Origin of the sequence: Bacillus cereus group sp. BfR-BA-01381 (genome assembly GCF_022663555.1) — a bacterium.
In the GTDB taxonomy this organism is placed as follows: Bacteria; Bacillota; Bacilli; order Bacillales; family Bacillaceae_G; genus Bacillus_A; species Bacillus_A pacificus.
Genome location: NZ_JAKUFR010000032.1, coordinates 22223 through 41356 on the forward strand (window position 1 = coordinate 22223; position 19134 = coordinate 41356).

The following is a 19134-nucleotide window of genomic DNA, read 5'->3' on the forward strand; positions in this document are numbered from 1 at the left end:
ACAATGGAAGCGGGAGGGATTATTATGTTGATTGAAGAAAGGGTGAATCGTACTTATAAATGGGTTATGTTAATTGTTGCGACGATTGCTCAAACAACAGCGACACTTATAACGTATGGTGTCGGGGTTTTCGCTTTATTTTGGAAAGAAGAATATGCACTTACGAATACGGAGAGTGGATTATTAGTAAGTGTTGTAAATGTTGGGCCGTTATTTTGTATGCTTTTTGTCGGTCGGCTACTTGATCAATATAATGAAAAAATATTAATTTCTATCAGTTCATTTTTGCTAGGGAGTTCGCTTTTACTGACTAATATAGTAAGTGAATTTAATGGGTTATTATTTGTACTTTTATTAATGGGCATGTTTTATAGTGTTTCCCAACCAGGAGGAAGTAAAGTGATTTTAAAATGGTTCCCAAAAGAAAATCGTGGGTTAGCGATGGGAATAAGGCAAGCTGGTATACCGATTGGTGGCGCGTTAGCGGGAGTGCTAATCCCGTTTCTAACAATACAATATAATATGACTTACGCGATAAATAGTATTGCGTGCATTTGTATTATTGGAGGGCTATTATTTTTGGTGTTTTATAAAGAGCCATATGTTCAGGCGGAAGCAAGGAAAGAACATATTAAAGTTTCTTTTTGGACACAGCTAAAAGTAGTGATATGTAAAAAAGAGTTGTATCCAATATATATAACGGGTATTTGCATGATTTCATTGCAAATGGTGTTAGTTGGACACTTCATGAAATTTTTAGTAAGGGAACAATCCATTACATCTATTGTAGCCGGAACAGTATTTTCAGTTATGTTCTTTTCTGGAATGATTGGTCGTGTTGTATTAGCAGCTATTAGTGATGTGTTTTATAAGGGAAATCGGCGCATACCTTTATTTATAACTGTCTGTGCTTCTATCGGTTTGGTTCTATTGTTAGTAATAAGTATACATACAGTAACGAGTGGGGTATTGTATGGTGTAAGTGCATTGTTAGGATTCTTTTCAATTGGATGGTTTAGTCTTTTTATAGCCGAAGTTGCTGAGTTGGCGAGGGAAGATTCTGTTGGGATAACAGTTAGTTTGGCACTTACATTCAATCAAATTGCTATTATTGTTGCACCTATTTTATTTGGTTATATTGTAGATAAGAAAGGGTATACGTATGCGTGGTTGTGTATAGTAGTATTACTATGTATCTCAGCAGTCAGTTTATATAGAAAAAACAAAAAATAAAAGAAAGTTAGCAATGTAAATTTTTTATGAAGAAAGTCTAAAGAAATGCCGAATGAGCGACATTTCTTTTTTATATGTTGTATAATTAAAATGTAAATGAGATTCGTTTTCAGTTATGCTCATTTCCTCTTTCGAAATTGCCTGTTACTTTAGCCATAATGAGTTGTTTTTCTGTATCATTATGTGCATGATTTATTTTGTATAAAAATTTGTCAGCGTCATTTCCTTTTAATATAATAATCTATTTTATGTAATATTCAATTAAAACTATGTTATTTTTTGTTACCCTGTAATGAAACATCCTATCATTTAAGCGATTGCGTTTGTCAGTATTTTTCATCGTAACAACTCCGTTTCTTATCATGTGTAACAAATGTTACATAAGATGTTGAAATTATAGTAGGGTGCATCCGATTGTAAGGTGGAAATTTTGCAAGAAAGAAATACAATAGAGAGTAGCTAAAAACTGAATATGAGAAAAAGGAATCTAGTTCATTTAGGTGAATAATAGGTAGTATTATAAAATATTTGAAAATGAAAAGATATAGAACAGAATGGATGTACGTTAAGTGAAACTATATAAAAGAGGGTTCCTATTATGTTAAAGAAATGGTTAATCGTTTTCTTTATTTTTGCTATTTTTTGTGGAAGTGTCGTTGCACTAATACATGCAAATAAAGGTAAGAAATATGATATAAAGGCATTTTCTAATGTAAATAGTAAGCAAAAGGACGATATGCAAGAAGTTGATGCAACTGAGAAAAAACGCTATGAAGCTGTAGGTGGAAAACTAGATCAATATTTAAAAGATAAAGGATTTAATGGGAGCGTTCTTGTAGCTAGTAAAGATCATGTGATTTTACGAAAAGGTTATGGGTATGCAAATGTGAAAGATAAAGTAGTAACAACGCCAAGAACGAAATATCGTATTGGTTCTATTACGAAAACGGTCGTTGCAATATCTATTATGCAGCTAAAAGAAAAAGGGAAATTAAACATTGAAGACAATGTAAATAAATATATTCCATCGTTTCCAGCAGATAAAAACATTACGCTACGAAATCTATTAACACACACATCTGGCTTGCCAGATCAAGGACAAGGTAGGGTGGATGCAGGGTCACGTTTAAAGTTAGTAACGTGGATTGGAGCGCAAAAATTGCAGTTTCCTGCAGGGACAGGCTGGAAATATACAGACTATAATTATATGGTGCTTGCATATATTATAGAAAAAATTACGAATAAACCGCTCGCTGAATACGTCAAAGAAAATATTTTTACTTCTGCTGGCATGCATGAATCTGGAATGGGGGCGACTCTCCCAGAAGATATTTTTTTAGCAGAAGGTTATACGAGAAAAGATAATGAATTAATAGCTGCACCCCGCTTAAAAATGAACTGGTTGTATGGGTGTGGTGAAATGTATACAACTGTTGAAGATATGAAAAGATTAGATGAGGCAATAATGGATGGAAAGCTGTTATCTAAACAAAGTGTATTAGATATGTTTACGGCATCACCTGCAAGAAGATATGGATTTAGTTTCTATACGTATCCAGATTATTATCATAATCACGGCGTATTAGCGGGGTGGAATACTTTTAATAATTTTAACTGGGATAAAAAAACGTTTGTCATATTATTCTCTAACGTTCAAAATGGTATGAATGATGCATTTAATCAAGAGTTTAGGAAAATGGCGAATGATTTAATAGAAGGAAAATAATAATTTGAAAATCGGTATTGATATGTATTTATCAATACCGATTTTTTTGTTTGGAGATGTTAAGTTTGCTGAAGAAGTAATGATGAAAGGGGAATATTAGAATAATTTTGTATAGGAAGTTAAATGATATGGATGTTAAATATAGGAAATTTGCTGTGTGAAGTTCATCTATACGTAATGAATTTATGCGGAAAAATAATTGGTAAATTTTACATCGGTAAAAAAGCTTGAGCTTCACACTATGTGAAGCTTTACATTATTGAAGTAACGAACAGGAGGTTAGAAAAATGAAAAAAGCAATAAAGTTTTGTTTAATAGCTACAATATCTACAGCGATTGTTAGTGGATGCTCTTTTGAGGGGAACAATGAAAATGCTAAGGGGAAAGAAGGAGAAAAAGTAGAGATACAGAAAACCGTCGGAAAATATACGATGCCAGATGAAAAAGATAAACATGAAGGTACATGGCTGCAATGGCCTCATGAATACACATATGGTGAAGGGTATAAGCAGGAAGTTGAACCGATTTGGGTTAAGATGGCAAGTGCTTTAACTGAGGGGGAAAAAGTCCACATTGTTGCATATGACGAGGAGGAGAAAGAGCGAATCAATAAACTTTTAATAGATAAAGGACTGAATATGGATAAAATTGATTTCTTTATCGCTCCTACTGATGATGTATGGGCACGGGATAGTGGACCAATCTTTGTTTATGACAATAATAAAAATTTGAAAATATTAGACCCGGCATTTAATGGGTGGGGAAAGAAAACGCCGTACAAAAATGATGCTCGTATACGTGAAAATGTGAGTAAACAAGCAGGAATTGAAAGAATTGATTGGGGGAAATTTGTCCTTGAAGGCGGTGCAATTGAATTAGACAGCAATGGGACGGCTTTATTAACTCGAAGTGCGGTAACAAATAAAAATAGAAATCCGGATTTATCAGAAAAGGAAATTGAAAAATATATAAGTGACCTGGGTGTGACAAACTTTATTTGGTTAGACGGAGTGCCCAATTTAGATATTACGGACTTTCATATTGATGGGTTTGCTAAATTCCATAATAAATCTACCATTGTAACGATGAAAGAAGATGACCTAGCCGAATGGGGTTTATCTAATAAAGATATGGATAAATTGTTAGATGCAAAAAATGCATCAGGACAGAAATATAAGTATGAATACTTACCTCTTAGTAAAAATAAAGTTATTTTAGAAAATGGAAAAGCTCTCGATTATAAGGGGTCATATATTAATTATTATATTGGGAATACAGTAGTATTGGTGCCTAATTATAATGATCCGAATGATAAAATCGCAAACGATACGATTCAGAAATTATATCCAGATCGTAAAGTAGTCGGTATTGATGTGAGAGAGCTTTATAAAAATGGCGGTATGATTCATTGTGTGACACAACAACAACCGATTGCATTGAAGTAATAGATTGGAATTTCGTTATGTTGCTTTTGAGACAAAATAGGTGAAATCCTAACTTTACCTATTTTGTCATTCCTAATTATTCGTAACAATAAAATTAAATATAATGATAAAAGAATTGTAGTGTGTATTCGCTTTTCGTTTTATGTAAAAAAGGAGAAAGATGTTTGTGTTAAAGAACTCAAAAATAGTATTTTCGTTTTTCCCTATCGTTCTACAGTACATTTTAAATGTAGCTTTGATTTGTTTAGGGGTTGTATTAAGTGTGTTTCTTATGAAAGAGGTCATTCAATTTATACAAGAACTGAAATTAAATGGTGAAGAAACTAGTTATCATTTAATTGATAGTATCGTCGTATTCTTTTTATATTTTGAATTTATTGTAATGATTATAAAGTATTTTCAAATGAATTTTCATTTCCCATTACGATATTTCATTTATATAGGTATAACAGCTATCGTTCGTCTCATTATTATAGATCACGATAGTCCGATAGATTCATTGTTATATGCCTGCGCGATTCTTGTACTAATTAGTGCTTTATTCATTGCAAATTCTAAAATAATGCGTCGTGATTTAGAAGAGTGAATGTTTGTTGTTTATATTTAAAAAGAGTTATATCTTTTGAGCAAAAAGGAGTAACGGTATTGAAAGAAATAATTTTAACGAGTTTCGTCATGATAGGGTTTATGATTCTACTATTTAATTGTATACTCTCGTGATTAAAAAAATAAAAAGTTAATAAGAGAAGAGGTTTTTGTAAATATGGTGCATTACAATAATCAAAATAGTTTACATCAAATATTTACATTAAAGGGAACGGTAATAAGAGATATTTTCCCACAAATTTTATTATATATATGTGTTTCAACGGTAGTAACTGTAATTCATTATTATTATGCAACAATAAAAATGAATCAAACCCCTTGGGTCATTGTTGGAGGCTCCTTAGGTTTACTATTAGTTTTTCGTACTAACACTGCCTATGATAGATATTGGGAAGGTAGAAAGTTGTTTGGCACAATTGGTGCTTGTAGTAGAAATTTAGCAGTTAGTTTTTTATGTTATTGGGATTCTGAGGGGGAAAAGATGGATCAGGAACAACTGAAATTTTTACATTTATTAATTGCTTTTCCGAAGATAGCGAAAGGACATTTGAGAGACGAAAAAGATTTATCTGAAATAAAAGAATTATTAAATGTTTGTTCTGAAAAGGAGAAGGAAATGTTGGAGCAATCTATGCATTTACCGATTAGTATCGTTCTTATGTTAAAAGCTATATTATCAAAAGGTTTGAAAATGGGTCAAATTCATCCAAATGCAATAATTAATATGGAAACGGATTTGAATAATATGCTTACGGCTGTGGGGGGATGTGATCGTATCAAAACGACACCTATTCCTTTTGCCTATTTTGCGCATATAAAAATTTTATTGCTCATATTTTGCGGGACTTTACCGATTGGTCTTGTTGATAGTCTTGGCTGGGTTACAGTACTTGCAACTATGTTTATTAGTTTTGCGTTTATTGGTATTGAAGCGATAGGCGTTGAAATTGAAGATCCTTTTGGTCAAGATCCAAATGACCTTCCGTTAGAAGGAATTTGCATAGGAGTAGAAACACATTTAGTGAATTTATATAATCAAAATAAATTATTAGAAGTAACTGATTTGAATCGTGATAAAAAAATTATCTAATCATTAATTGTGTATAAGAATGAAATATTTAATGTTGTCATGAAATGCTATAGTTTAAAACCCTGTCAAGAGTCAATTTTCCGCTCAACCACGGGTATATATTTTTTATATAAATATATAATATTTCTCCATGCTATAATCCATTCATGAAATGTGCACGTCTCGAAAATTGTTATGAAAAGGGAAGTAGTAGGCACAGTGAAATTAGTTATTCAACCATTATTAAAAAGCGAGGTAAATATTATGGAACAAAAACATAATGGAATTATTTTTACTGCAATACCAGATAAATCAAATGAATATTATCGTCCTTTTTATGAAGACCTGATTTATTTTAATGAATATTTAAATGAAAATAAAGCATTTACTGATCAACTTATATCTTTATCTGTTGAAGAGCAAGACTTTCATACAAGCTTTTTTGAGTATGATGATATTTGGCTAAGGGATGTTGCGCCAGTTGTCACAAATCATTTAGTTAAATTTAAATATCAACCAAATTACTTACCGAAAGATCAATCGCGATATTTAGATCAACAATTTAATAAATGGTTGAAAAAGAACGACTTTGAATATGTGAAATCTCCATTGATATTAGACGGTGGAAATCTTATTTGGAATAAAAAAGATACTGTTATATTAACGGAACGCATATTTGATGATAATTATGATTGGACGGAAGAAGAAATTATAGAGCAACTGGAATGGGATTTGGATGTGAGCCGCGTTATTATTATTCCTGCTGAAGAAGGGGACGTACTTGCACATGCAGACGGAATGGTTAAATTTATTGATGAACATACGATGTTTATTAGTGATTTTTTAGGGGATCATGAATTTAGATATAATGTTCAAGAGATTATTCAAGAGCAAATGCCAGAAGCTAAATTTATAGTTGTTCCATCGTCATATACAGAAAAGGGACAATATGATCAAGAAATAGCATCGGCAAAAGGGTTGTATATAAATATGTTAGAAACATGTGATACGATTTACGTGCCTAAGTTTGGATTAGCTAAAGATCGGGAAGTGTTACGATATATTCAACAGCATACGGAGAAACAAGCTATTCAAATTCATGTAGGAGAAATATCAACAATGGGAGGCGCAATAAATTGTTTAACGTGGTATTGTCCTCATCGTTTGTTACCTTCAAAAATGAAAAGATTGAACAATCAGAATGAAGATTTTTCAGTTAGGAAGATTTTTGATTGGTTTTAAAATAAGCATATAAGAAAATGTATTCAAGGGGTAAGTATATGTATACAATTACTGAGTTTTCGCGGATTTGTAAAATGAGTACACGGATGCTAAGGCATTATGACAAAGAGAATATATTAAAACCAGCATATGTGAACCCAGAAAATGGGTATAGATATTATGAGCAAGGGCAGTTAGAAATAGCGTTGAAAATAAAAAAGTTAAGGGAGTATAAATTCCCTCTACCGAAAATTAAAATCATTCTTCAGTCGTCAGATCAAGATTCATTTATTAAACATATGCAAGCGCAAATTATAGAGTTATCTCATGAAGTAAAACAAAATTTACAGGTTATTTCAGAAATGAATGAAATGGTAAATATGAATCATGCTTTAAATACTGCTTGCCATAGAAATTACGATATATTAATTGGAATGAGAAACGAAATAACAGTAATTGCTCAAAGGTTACAAATAGATATAGATGATATGGATGATTATTTTTATGATTTATATGAAAACGTACAAAAGAGTAAATTTCAAATAGTCGGTTCGCCCTCTACAGTCTTTTATGATGAAGAGTATATTCCAAATAAGAGTGATATTGAATTAAGAATTCCGGTAATGCAAGGGAACAATAAAGATGTAGTACAAGAATATGAAATAAAAAAACTAAATCCGCATCAAATCGTTACTACTATGCATTATGGAAGTTATGACTATATAGGTTACGCTTATATAGCATTAGAAAAATGGATTGAAAGAAATGGTTATGTAATAGAGGATTCGCCATATGAGGTCTACGTAAAGGGACCTGAATGTGATTGTTTAGTAGAGGAGTATGTAACGCAAATTTGTTTTTTAGTGATGAAAATAGACTGAAGATAAGGATTGACATTAACATTATGTCAATCCTTATTCTATTTATGTAAGTAATTCATCATAATAAAAAGGAGAAAGAATATGAAAAGAACAATCATGATGATTTGTCTGATTCTAAGTATGACATGGGTATCAGCGTGTACTCCTGGAGCAGGAGAAGGTGAGAATGGTAGTTTTGTTTTACCTAAGGAGTTACCTAAAAATGTAGTGTTTAAAAATGGGACAATCTATACTTCAAATGGCAAACAAGACATTGTAGAGGCTGTAGCCGTTAAAGAAGGAAAAATTACATTTGTTGGTTCAAACAAAGATGTAGAAAGATTTATAAATGAAGATACGAAAGTGGTGGATTTACAAGGACGTTTTATTCTTCCTGGTTTTGTGGACAACCATAATCATATTTTTGAAGCGAAATCACCAGCAGCAGGGAATTGTAGTGTCTCACCAGATGCTTCGCTGCAAAAACAACGCTCGTATTTAAAGGATTGTAAAAAAGATGTGAAAGATGGCGAATGGGTAAGTGGAACAGGATTTAGTTTGGAAGAGCTATTAAAAGATATGGACGAAAAAGCAGAACAACAAACGCCATTACAAGTTCTTGATGAGTTATTTCCTAATAATCCAGTATTAATTATGGAAAGAACCTCTCATTCTGTATGGGTTAACTCAAAAGCACTCGAGTTAGCTGGGATAAATAAAGATACGAAAGATCCGCAGGGTGGAAGAATCATTCGGGATCCAGAGACAAGAGAAGCTTTTGGTATTCTTTATGATACAGCTGGAGATATTGTGATGGAAAAAGCATGGAATTCTCAGCCAAAACTTTTTGAAAAGAATTACGACGGTTTGTTAGACAGTTTAGATGAAGTTGCGAAGAATGGTATAACTACAGTTGGTGATGGTCGTCTGTATTGGAAACGAGGCTGGTTAGATGTTTGGAATAAAGTAAATGATGAAAAAAGGTTAACAACGCGAGTAGTACTTCGTCCATGGGTATATCCGAATTTAAATGAAGCAGAACAAATGGAGTATTTCAAAAAAATTAAGCGTGATGATGTATCATCTCGAATGCTTATTAATCAAGTGAAAATGTATAGTGATGGAATTAGCATTAACAGTACAGCTAAAACACTAGAAAAATATAAATTTGAGTGGTTTAAAGGAACTCCGTATGGCTTGAACTATATTCCAGAAGAAAAGATGAAATGGTGGTTAACTGAGCTTAACAAAATTGGTTACGGTGCACTCATTCACACAATTGGAGATGGCGGAGTAAGAGAGAGTTTAAATGCGATTGAAGCGGCGAAAAAAGAAGGTGCAAAACAGCCATATACGCTTACGCACGTGGAAATGGTAGAAGATAGTGATATAAATCGTTTTGCTAAATTAGGTATTAGCGCTGATTTCCAAGTAGGGCATGATTTTGCAGAAGATCCTAAACAAAGCTGGGCAAGTACGTATTTTACAGATCAGCAAATGAAACGAATTATGCCGTTAGGACGAATTTGGAAAACTGGTGCGAATGTATCACTTAGTAGTGATTGGGATGTAAACGAACTGAATCCACTTGTGACGATTTCGAATGCATTAAGCATTGATGACAAGGGCTTGTCTGATGTATACGCAGCTATTGATGCCTATACAATTAAGCCAGCTAAAGCATTAGGCCTTGATAACATCACGGGTTCGATTGAAGTAGGGAAATCGGCTGATATGGTATTACTAGATGACGATATTACTAAAATGAGTGTCGATAAGATTCCGAATGCGAAAGTTTTGGTGACGGTTTTACAAGGAGAAATAGTGTATCACAAGGAGAAGTGAAGAATCACCTTATAAAGTTTTTAAAAGTAAATGAATATATTCCTGTTGACCTTAACACGATGTCAAAGTTTAGACTGAACTTACATTGGAAGAAGGGGTGAACACGTATGAAAAAAAGTTTATTTTATATGCCTGCTGAGTGGGAGGAACATGAGGGGACATGGCTCCAATGGCCTCATGATAAAGCTCATAGAGGTGAAGGGTACAGAGCTAAGCTAGATGATATTTGGGTAACGATGGCAAAGGAGCTTCATTACGGAGAAACTGTTCATATTGTGGTATTTGATGAAGAAGAAAAAGTACATGTGCAATCGAAGTTAATGGAAGCGAAAGTGGATATGGATAAAATTGAATTTTTAATTGAAGAAACGGATGATGTTTGGATACGAGATAATGGACCGATCTTTGTAAAGGAAAAGGAAGGTAATCTCTGCTTAATACACTGGATATTTAATGGCTGGGGGGAGAAATATCCGTATAAAAAGGATGCTTTGATTCCGGCGAAAATAAGTGAAATGTATAGCATCCCAAAAGTTAAAGCTAGTGTCTGTTTAGAGGGCGGGGGAATAGAGATAAACGGAAATGGCACCTTAATGGCGGCAAAAACTTCTATTATAAATGAAAACCGAAATCCTACATTAAGTCAGGAAGAGATTGAAATAGAGTTAACGAAGTATTTGGGAGTAACGAATTTTATATGGATAACGGGCATTCGCGGTGAGGATAATTATGATGAAGATACGGATTACCATATTGATGGCGCAGCACGTTTTGTAAATGGAAATACAATTCTTTATGAATATGATCCTTTCGGGGAGAGTGAATCTTACCTTTTGGAGGCGTACGAAAAGCATTATCAAGAGTTGAGACAAGCAAGAAATATAGATGGAAAACCATTTCAGCTCATACCAGTACCGGTGACAAGAAAAATGGTAAAAGAAGCAGACTGTAAGGGCTCATATTTGAATTTCTATATTGGAAATGAAGTTGTATTGGTTCCTATATACGGCGATGACCATGATAAGTTAGGGCTTCAAATTATTGAAGGACAGTTTCCGGAAAGAAGAATTGTCGGTATTTATGTAAATGAACTGTTTGCGTATGGTGGCATGATTCATTGCGTAACGCAGCAACATTTAGTATAAAGTAACCGAAATGAAAAAAGCATGCAGAGTATATACTCTGCATGCTTTTTATAATGCTGAAAATTCTTCAACAAGTTCACTAAAACGATTTAATGCACTTTCAATCGGTTCTGGCGTAGTTAAATCAACACCAGCTTTTTTCAATAAGTTTAATGGGTAGTCTGAACTTCCGCCTTTAAGGAATTCAATATAATGTTTTTGAGCATTTGGATCGCCGCTCAATAACTTATCGGCAATTTGGATTGCAGAAGCGAATCCAGTTGCATATTTGTACACGTAAAATGGACGATAGAAATGCGGTATTCTAGCCCATCCGTATTTTACTTCTTCGTCAAATACGAGGGATTCGCCATTATATTCTCTAAACAAGTTTTCGTAAACATCGCTAAAGGTTTGGGCATTTAATGGTTTACCTTGCTGTGCCATTTCATGTGTGATTTTTTCAAACTCAGCGAACATAATTTGTGTAAAGAAAGTGCCTTTAAATTTCTCGATGAAGTGATTTACTAAATGGTTACGTACATCAGCATCTTTTGCTTCTTTTAATAAATGATGAATTAATAGCACTTCATTTACTGTAGAAGCGACTTCTGCGACGAAAATAGTATAGTGTGCAGAAATTCTTGGTTGATATCCGTGTGAGTAGTGCGTATGCATGCCGTGCCCACATTCGTGAGTAAGAGTGAAAAGGCTATTTAAATCATCGTGATGATTTAAAAGAATGAAAGGATGAACGCCGTATACACCAAAGTTATAAGCACCAGAACGTTTTCCAGGTGTTTCTCTTACGTCAATATAACGTTTATCTTTAAAGCTTTTTAATGTTTCAATATATTCTTCACCTAAAGGAGCTAGTGATTCAATCATGATGTCAAACGCTCTATCGTATGGAATGTCTTGTTTTACACCAGATACTAAATCAACACTTAAATCGTATTGGCGTAGTTCATCTACATTTAATTTTTCTTTTCGAAGTTTATTATAAGTATGTAAAGAATGAATGTTTTTTTTCGTTGTATCAATTAGATTTTCGTATACTTCTTTCGGAACCATATCGCCAAATAATGATTTTTCTAAAGCTGATGGATAGTTTCTTAGCTTAGAAACAGTAACATTATTTTTAATAGCTGCAGATAAAGTAGAAGCGATAGAATTTTTCAATTGAACGTATGGCTTGTAGTAAGCTTTATAGGCTTCTTTACGTTTTTCGCGGTTCTCATCTTCTATTAACTTTGCATACATTCCTCGTGTTAAAGTAACTTTTTCTCCATCATTAGTAGTCACTTCACCAAATAGTATATCTGCATTATTTAGCATGCCATATGTATGCTGCGGAGAGGAGAGTGCTTCGCCCATTTGTGATAAAATCTCTTCTTGGTCCTTATTCAATACGTGTTTCTTATAACGGTATAATTCAAATAAATCTTCTTTATAATATTGTAAGCCTTCAGCTTCTTCTATGTAAGTATGTAATGTGTTTTCATCTACGCTAAGTAAGAATGGAGAAAAGAAAGATTTAGCTCCACTTACTTTCACTTGTAATTGTGTTACTTTATCGACAAGAGATTGAGCGTCAGTATCGCGTGTATCAAGATCAGATTGTAATCGTGCATAAGCGAACATTAAAGTTATTATGCTAGAAATTTCTTCACTCTTTGTTAAATAGGCTAATAAACTATTGCCATCGTGAATATTTCCATTAAACTCGTGTAATTCTTTCGTTAATACTTCAATTTTATGAAAATCGCTTTCCCAATCTTCAATGGTATCGTAAATATCCGTTAAATCCCATTTTTCTTTATCAGCTACTTGTAGTCGATCTTTAAGTTCTGTCATAATCATTTCCTTTCTAAATATGTAGTTATATTCCTATATAACTATGAAATACAACAAATTGCAAAAAATCCCTGCTGAAAATTGAAAAGCCTTGCTAAAATGGCAAGGCTTGAAAAATTATAATGTAATTCCGAATTTTGAATGTAAAAGATTTTTATATTGCCCATTTGTAACTTTTTCTTTCGTTTTTTTACCGTTTTTCGCTATTGTGAGACTATCCTTCGTTAAAGATGCATGCCCATCTTCAGTTAGTTTTACAATAAGAGGTACTTTGTTAAATGGTGAGCCCTCATGTTCAACAATAATTTTTTGTGCTGCATTTGCTTTTTCTTCATCCACTTCTTCTATATAAAATGCATAGCCTAACGTCCAATCATCAGTAGAAGATTGATCCAAAAACTCATTGTTTTTACGCATCTCTAACATGTAGTTTCCTTTTTCGGTCATTTCCTTACGAATACGATAATCTCCTGTAACGGATTGAACGACTTCACCTGAGAAAGGGATTGGTGCAAGTGGTAAGTATGATCCGAATCCAACTTCAATTAGATAAAGCTCATTATGATGTTTTAAAACGGTTGCGATATGGCCAGAATCAACGGCCCATATAGAATTTGCAGCGTTATACACTGTTCCTGAAACGAGATGAACATCAAATCCAGCGTCTTTAAGGAAGTAATACATAGTAGGATTGAGTTCATAACAAAGACCGCCACGGTTGTTTACTAAAATTTTTTCTTTCAGATTGTCTTTAGATATTTGCGTAAAGTTGTTTTCGAGAATATTTAAGTTTTCAAAAGGGACAGTTTGTGCCATTGCGTACATAATATTAGGCAAATCTTCAAATGAAACTTTGTGTTTTTCTTCTATATTTAATCTTGCAAAAAATTGTTTTTGAAAGTCGGTCATAGAAATCCCTCCGTTATGCTTTTATAGATAAATTGTAAACAATCTTGAATGGGATGTGAAATGAAAACTACGTTGAATATTTGAAGTTGGATTCAAAATAATGTGGAAGAGTGAGAGATTGATACTTTACTAACAGAGGGACGAATATTATAATAATTCTGATAAACTATGCAAACGTTTTCTTAGGAGGGGGTGGAGTACAGATGTTTAAAAGAATAACAATAGTCGGATTGTCAGTTGTTATGTTTTTACCTAGTATATATGGGGTGAGTAAAGCGTATGCAGATACGGTTAACAATGGAACGTTAATGCAGTATTTTGAGTGGTATGCTCCAAATGATGGGAATCATTGGAACCGCTTGCATTCGGATGCTGAAAATTTAGCTCAAAAGGGAATTACATCTGTTTGGATACCGCCTGCATATAAAGGAACTACGCAAAATGACGTAGGATATGGAGCATATGATTTATATGATTTGGGTGAATTCAATCAAAAGGGAACAGTGCGGACGAAATATGGGACGAAAGCACAATTGAAATCTGCAATTGAAGCTTTACATAAGCAAAACATCGATGTATACGGTGATGTAGTTATGAATCATAAAGGTGGAGCGGATTATACTGAAACTGTAACAGCTGTTGAGGTAGACCGTAACAATCGAAATATTGAGGTATCAGGTGATTATGAAATTAATGCATGGACAGGGTTTAACTTTCCTGGGCGCGGAGATAAGTATTCTAACTTCAAATGGAAATGGTATCATTTTGACGGAACGGATTGGGATGAAGGAAGGAAATTAAATCGAATTTATAAATTTAGGGGGATAGGTAAAGCATGGGACTGGGAAGTGTCTAGCGAGAATGGAAACTATGATTATTTGATGTATGCAGACCTTGATTTTGATCATCCAGATGTTGCGAATGAGATGAAAAATTGGGGGACGTGGTATGCGAATGAATTAAATTTAGATGGGTTTCGTTTAGATGCTGTTAAACATATTGATCATGAATATTTACGCGATTGGGTAAATCATGTCAGGCAGCAAACGGGAAAAGAAATGTTTACGGTGGCTGAATATTGGCAAAATGATATCCAGACTTTAAATAATTATTTAGCGAAAGTCAATTATAATCAATCTGTATTTGATGCACCACTGCATTATAATTTTCATTATGCTTCAAAAGGAAATGGTAATTATGATATGAGAAACATTTTAAATGGAACAGTAATGCAAAATCATCCTGCACTCGCAGTAACTCTCGTTGAGAATCATGATTCTCAGCCTGGACAATCATTGGAATCTGTAGTAAGTCCGTGGTTTAAACCGTTAGCATATGCATTTATTTTAACTCGTGCAGAGGGCTATCCTTCCGTTTTTTATGGTGATTACTATGGGACAAGTGGAAATAGTAGTTATGAAATTCCAGCGTTAAAAGATAAAATTGATCCGATTTTGACAGCACGAAAAAACTTTGCATATGGTACGCAGCGTGATTATTTAGACCATCCAGATGTGATTGGCTGGACAAGAGAAGGTGATAGTGTACATGCTAATTCTGGTTTAGCAACATTAATCTCTGATGGACCAGGAGGATCAAAGTGGATGGATGTTGGAAAGAATAATGCAGGGGAAGTATGGTACGATATTACAGGTAATCAAACAAATACTGTAACAATTAATAAGGACGGATGGGGACAGTTCCATGTAAGTGGAGGATCAGTTTCCATATATGTTCAGCAGTGAATTGTTGATAGAAAAGAAGAGGTAGACTGAAATATAAGTTTTCCTCTTCTTTTTATATTGTTATCATTCCTAAATCTTTATTTTAATAAAGGAAATAGTCGACTTTTGAAACAACAAGAAATGCATTGGAATAAATGATGTCACCCGTGTTTTCTCTTATTCGTACTTGAAGAGCATCTCCTTACTGTGATTACTATAGAACTAAATATTAGTATGTTTTTAATGTGATTGAAATAGATATTATATTTGCTTTACGATAAAATGAATATAGTGTAAAATTACACTATAAGTGTAAAATATAATTAAAAAGTTTCATTATACTTATGATTATTAGAAGAAGTTTTTTATATAAATCGTAATTTAAAATCCATAAGGACATTTTTGTATAGGAAGTAGTAGCAAAAGGAGAGGCAATATGAAAAGAACAATAATGAAATATAGCATAATGTTTAGTTTATTACTATTAACATCATGTGATATATCGGATGAGGAAATTGAACAAAAAGCACAAAGTTATACAAAATTGGAGCATGGTATTTCTGTGAAACTAGATCGAATTGAAATACCTAGTCAAGGTAAGGATTTTTTAGGACCAGATATACGAATAGCTTATGTACAGCAAGTAGATGAACCATATTTGCAATTTCAAATGTATTTCGATGGACGAACCTCTCCAAAGATAAATAATGATAACTATAAAATAAAAAAAGAAGCGAATGATTTACGAGAAAGATTCAATACAGATTATGAAGAAAAAGGGAATAATACTATACTTACTTTCGAGAAAATGCAAACAGGGGACACTGTTTTCGGTAAGGATGCAGAGAAAAAAATAGCGAAGAAACATCCGAAGCATTATGTTACGGCGGTTTTCAGAAGTAATATCTTTTTGGATTTAGACAACCGGGCACATATGGAAACATTAGCGGAAGTTGCGAGAAGTATTCAGGAATTCAATAAAACGATTGAAAATAGTAAGAGTAGTGTGGATGATATAACAGTTCAGCTGCCAAATGGTAATAAGGACGTATTACAACATATTGCGGTAGATTATATAGTAACGGCTGAAGAGGCGAAAAAGAAACTTGAGAAAAAGGCTGATTATATGAAGGCTTTACAATCTGCAAGGGAATAGTCTGACACCTTTACTTCTCACGAAACATATAGTATGATGATTTCAGTAAATTAGATTTCAATGACTATAATATAAATTAATGAGAGGTGCTTTTTGTGAGTGCGGTAGGTACTAAATAGGAAAAATTGAATGAAATAAATCGGATAAGAACAGGGGATTTTTATGTATACCATACCCCTAATTTTGTCATGGATTTATTTCGATACCTATGAAGATACCTACAATACTTTATAAAGCGTGTAATAAGGGGATTGCCATCCGTTTTTTTATGGTTTATTTCCCCATATGTTATTACTCATGCCTTGTAAATGTAAAAGCTGCGGTATCCCCGCAGCTTTTTTGTGTATATTTTTAATGTTTAAGAATGGTAATTGAATAATGTAGAACTCATTGGAATCTAATGAGTAGGTATCTTCATTTATGATAGAAATCAATCATAGTGAGGAGAAACAAAATGAATACGATGACTTTTGAAAAGTTACAATATAACGAATTAAAGGATATAGTGAAATCTTATTGTGTAAGTGGATTAGGAAAAGAATTAATAAATAAATTAGAGCCGAGTACGAGTATAAAAGTAGTAAGGAATCGATTAAATGAAACGACAGAAGCACGAGCTATATTAGATGCAGAAGGGCATGTGCCTTTTTTCGGTATTTCAAATATTGCTAGTACAATTCAAAAATTAGAAAAAGGGATGATTTTAGATCCAGAAGAATTAGTAAGTGTTTCAGACTTTTTACGTGGGTGTAGAAAGATTAAAAAGTTTATGTTAGATAAAGAATTTTTTGCGCCAGTATTAGCTTCTTATGCAAATTCAATGACTGAATTTAAAAGTATTGAAGAGGAAATTAATTTTTCAATAAAAGGTAATAGTATTGATTCTGCCGCTAGTAAAGAGTTAAAACGAATTCGAAATAACATTGATTCGGTAGATGGGAAAATAAAAGAACGTTTAACGAAGTTTTTAAATAGTAGTGCAAATAAGAAGTATATTCAAGAATTCTTTATTAGTAAGAAGGACGATAGGTACACGATTCCGATTAAATCTTCTTATAAAAATCAAGTTGCGGGGAGTATAGTTGAAGCTTCCGCTAAAGGTTCTACTGTGTTTATAGAACCACATACGGTTACAAAGTTAAATGTGGAACTCGCAAGTTTGAAAGCAGAAGAAGCGATAGAAGAATATCAAATTTTAGCGACTTTATCAGGAATGGTAGTAGAAAATATTTATCATATCAAAATTAATATGGAATTGATTAGTCAGTATGATATGGTGTTTGCGAAAGCGAAGTTTAGTAAATCGATTGATGGAATAGAGCCGAAGTTAAATGATCATGGCTACGTTCATTTAGTAAATTGTAAGCATCCGCTTTTAAGTGGAAAAGTAGTACCATTACACTTTGAAATCGGTCAAAACTATCGTAGTTTAATTATTACAGGGCCGAATGCGGGCGGGAAGACAATTGTGTTAAAGACGATTGGATTGTTAACATTAGCGACAATGTCAGGTTTGCATATTGCCGGAGATAAAGAAACAGAAATTGCTATTTTCGAAAATGTATTTGTAGATATTGGTGATAATCAAAGTATTGAAAATGCACTAAGTACATTTTCATCACATATGAAAAATTTATCTGAGATTATGAGGATGTCAAATAATAATACGTTGCTATTATTTGATGAAATAGGAAGCGGGACTGAACCGAATGAAGGAGCAGCACTTGCAATTTCTATTTTAGAGGAGTTTTATCTTGCTGGATGTATTACAGTTGCGAGTACGCATTACGGTGAAATTAAACGCTTCTCAGAAATGCATGATGATTTCATGAACGCAGCGATGCAATTTAATAGTGAGACACTAGAACCGCTTTATAAATTAGTGATCGGTAAATCAGGTGAAAGTAATGCACTTTGGATTGCGAACAAAATGAATGTAAGAGAACATGTACTGCAAAGAGCGAAAGCGTATATGGAAAATAAAGAATATGCTCTAGAAAAAGTGAATAAAAGTAAAATTAGAAAACCGAAATTTGTGCAAGAAAAAAGAGAAAACCATTACGAGTACAAAATCGGTGATCGTGTAAATTTATTAGATTACGATGATTTTGGTATTATCTATAAGGAAATAGATAATTTCTATAATGTTGTTGTATATTATAACGGCGAATTTGTTGAAGTAAATGTAAAACGCATTACTTTAGAAGTAGCAGCAAAAGAATTATATCCAGAGGGATACGATTTAAATACACTATTTGTCGATTATAAAGAAAGAAAAATGCAACACGACATTGAGCGTGGATCGAAAAAAGCACTTCGTAAAATCCAAAAAGAAATAAGAAAAAATAGAGGATAAGTT

The 19134-nt window shown here is 33.1% G+C and carries 14 protein-coding genes and 1 pseudogene; 12 read left to right on the forward strand and 3 right to left on the reverse strand.

Annotation, left to right across the window (positions count from 1 at the left end):
* Positions 1-24: 24 nt before the first annotated feature.
* Complete coding sequence (locus MR079_RS13245; RefSeq protein ID WP_242294117.1) at positions 25-1233, forward strand: MFS transporter; 1209 nt, start codon at positions 25-27, stop codon at positions 1231-1233.
* A gap of 109 nt (positions 1234-1342) precedes the next feature.
* Here MR079_RS13245 and MR079_RS13250 read toward each other — a convergent pair.
* Positions 1343-1573, reverse strand: a pseudogene (locus tag MR079_RS13250) (hypothetical protein).
* Positions 1574-1831: 258 nt separating this feature from the next.
* Between MR079_RS13250 and MR079_RS13255 the strand changes: the two are divergent.
* From MR079_RS13255 to MR079_RS13290, 8 genes are all read left to right on the forward strand, one after another.
* Complete coding sequence (locus MR079_RS13255) at positions 1832-2959, forward strand: serine hydrolase domain-containing protein (protein ID WP_242294118.1); 1128 nt, start codon at positions 1832-1834, stop codon at positions 2957-2959.
* 287 nt (positions 2960-3246) lie between these two features.
* A complete protein-coding gene (locus MR079_RS13260) occupies positions 3247-4404 on the forward strand; it encodes an agmatine deiminase family protein (protein ID WP_242294119.1) in 1158 nt (385 codons plus the stop codon).
* 166 nt (positions 4405-4570) lie between these two features.
* A complete protein-coding gene (gene psiE / locus MR079_RS13265; protein ID WP_139866252.1) occupies positions 4571-4990 on the forward strand; it encodes a phosphate-starvation-inducible protein PsiE in 420 nt (139 codons plus the stop codon).
* Positions 4991-5167: 177 nt separating this feature from the next.
* On the forward strand, positions 5168-6100 hold the full coding sequence (locus MR079_RS13270) for a bestrophin family protein (RefSeq protein ID WP_139866251.1): 933 nt from the start codon (positions 5168-5170) through the stop codon (positions 6098-6100).
* Positions 6101-6343: 243 nt separating this feature from the next.
* Positions 6344-7321: an agmatine deiminase family protein gene (locus tag MR079_RS13275; RefSeq protein ID WP_139866250.1), complete on the forward strand. Its 978-nt coding sequence runs from the start codon at positions 6344-6346 to the stop codon at positions 7319-7321.
* 38 nt (positions 7322-7359) lie between these two features.
* Positions 7360-8181 (forward strand): MerR family transcriptional regulator, encoded by an 822-nt coding sequence (locus MR079_RS13280; protein ID WP_097851419.1) that lies wholly within the window; start codon positions 7360-7362, stop codon positions 8179-8181.
* A gap of 81 nt (positions 8182-8262) precedes the next feature.
* Positions 8263-10005 (forward strand): amidohydrolase, encoded by a 1743-nt coding sequence (locus tag MR079_RS13285; RefSeq protein WP_242294120.1) that lies wholly within the window; start codon positions 8263-8265, stop codon positions 10003-10005.
* 107 nt (positions 10006-10112) lie between these two features.
* Positions 10113-11150 carry an agmatine deiminase family protein gene (locus MR079_RS13290; RefSeq protein ID WP_242294121.1) on the forward strand — a complete coding sequence of 346 codons (1038 nt, stop codon included), beginning with the start codon at positions 10113-10115 and terminating at the stop codon, positions 11148-11150.
* A 48-nt stretch (positions 11151-11198) separates the two neighbouring features.
* On the opposite strand, the gene pepF is transcribed toward MR079_RS13290, so the two are convergent.
* Complete coding sequence (pepF, locus tag MR079_RS13295; RefSeq protein WP_242294122.1) at positions 11199-12986, reverse strand: oligoendopeptidase F; 1788 nt, start codon at positions 12984-12986, stop codon at positions 11199-11201.
* A gap of 117 nt (positions 12987-13103) precedes the next feature.
* The gene (locus MR079_RS13300; RefSeq protein ID WP_242294123.1) at positions 13104-13895 is read right to left on the reverse strand and encodes an arylamine N-acetyltransferase family protein; all 792 of its coding nucleotides are present in this window, start codon (positions 13893-13895) and stop codon (positions 13104-13106) included.
* Positions 13896-14098: 203 nt separating this feature from the next.
* Here MR079_RS13300 and amyS point away from each other — a divergent pair, with 203 nt between their 5' ends.
* The 3 genes from amyS (at position 14099) to MR079_RS13315 (ending at position 19131) form a co-directional block, all read left to right on the forward strand.
* Positions 14099-15640, forward strand: coding sequence for an alpha-amylase (amyS, locus tag MR079_RS13305; RefSeq protein WP_242294124.1), 1542 nt, complete (start codon positions 14099-14101; stop codon positions 15638-15640).
* Between the two features lie 415 nt (positions 15641-16055).
* The gene (locus tag MR079_RS13310; protein WP_242294125.1) at positions 16056-16775 is read left to right on the forward strand and encodes a hypothetical protein; all 720 of its coding nucleotides are present in this window, start codon (positions 16056-16058) and stop codon (positions 16773-16775) included.
* A gap of 454 nt (positions 16776-17229) precedes the next feature.
* Positions 17230-19131 (forward strand): endonuclease MutS2, encoded by a 1902-nt coding sequence (locus MR079_RS13315; protein WP_242294126.1) that lies wholly within the window; start codon positions 17230-17232, stop codon positions 19129-19131.
* The last annotated feature ends 3 nt before the right edge of the window (positions 19132-19134 follow it).

What these genes read in the sequence shown, in the direction of transcription:
- MR079_RS13245 (WP_242294117.1), top strand. Translation starts at nt 25, where the DNA reads ATGTTGATTGAAGAAAGGGTGAATCGTACTTATAAATGGGTTATGTTA.
- MR079_RS13255 (WP_242294118.1), top strand. Translation starts at nt 1,832, where the DNA reads ATGTTAAAGAAATGGTTAATCGTTTTCTTTATTTTTGCTATTTTTTGT.
- MR079_RS13260 (WP_242294119.1), top strand. Translation starts at nt 3,247, where the DNA reads ATGAAAAAAGCAATAAAGTTTTGTTTAATAGCTACAATATCTACAGCG.
- MR079_RS13270 (WP_139866251.1), top strand. Translation starts at nt 5,168, where the DNA reads ATGGTGCATTACAATAATCAAAATAGTTTACATCAAATATTTACATTA.
- MR079_RS13275 (WP_139866250.1), top strand. Translation starts at nt 6,344, where the DNA reads ATGGAACAAAAACATAATGGAATTATTTTTACTGCAATACCAGATAAA.
- MR079_RS13280 (WP_097851419.1), top strand. Translation starts at nt 7,360, where the DNA reads ATGTATACAATTACTGAGTTTTCGCGGATTTGTAAAATGAGTACACGG.
- MR079_RS13285 (WP_242294120.1), top strand. Translation starts at nt 8,263, where the DNA reads ATGAAAAGAACAATCATGATGATTTGTCTGATTCTAAGTATGACATGG.
- MR079_RS13290 (WP_242294121.1), top strand. Translation starts at nt 10,113, where the DNA reads ATGAAAAAAAGTTTATTTTATATGCCTGCTGAGTGGGAGGAACATGAG.
- pepF (WP_242294122.1), bottom strand. Translation starts at nt 12,986, where the DNA reads ATGACAGAACTTAAAGATCGACTACAAGTAGCTGATAAAGAAAAATGG.
- MR079_RS13300 (WP_242294123.1), bottom strand. Translation starts at nt 13,895, where the DNA reads ATGACCGACTTTCAAAAACAATTTTTTGCAAGATTAAATATAGAAGAA.
- amyS (WP_242294124.1), top strand. Translation starts at nt 14,099, where the DNA reads ATGTTTAAAAGAATAACAATAGTCGGATTGTCAGTTGTTATGTTTTTA.
- MR079_RS13310 (WP_242294125.1), top strand. Translation starts at nt 16,056, where the DNA reads ATGAAAAGAACAATAATGAAATATAGCATAATGTTTAGTTTATTACTA.
- MR079_RS13315 (WP_242294126.1), top strand. Translation starts at nt 17,230, where the DNA reads ATGAATACGATGACTTTTGAAAAGTTACAATATAACGAATTAAAGGAT.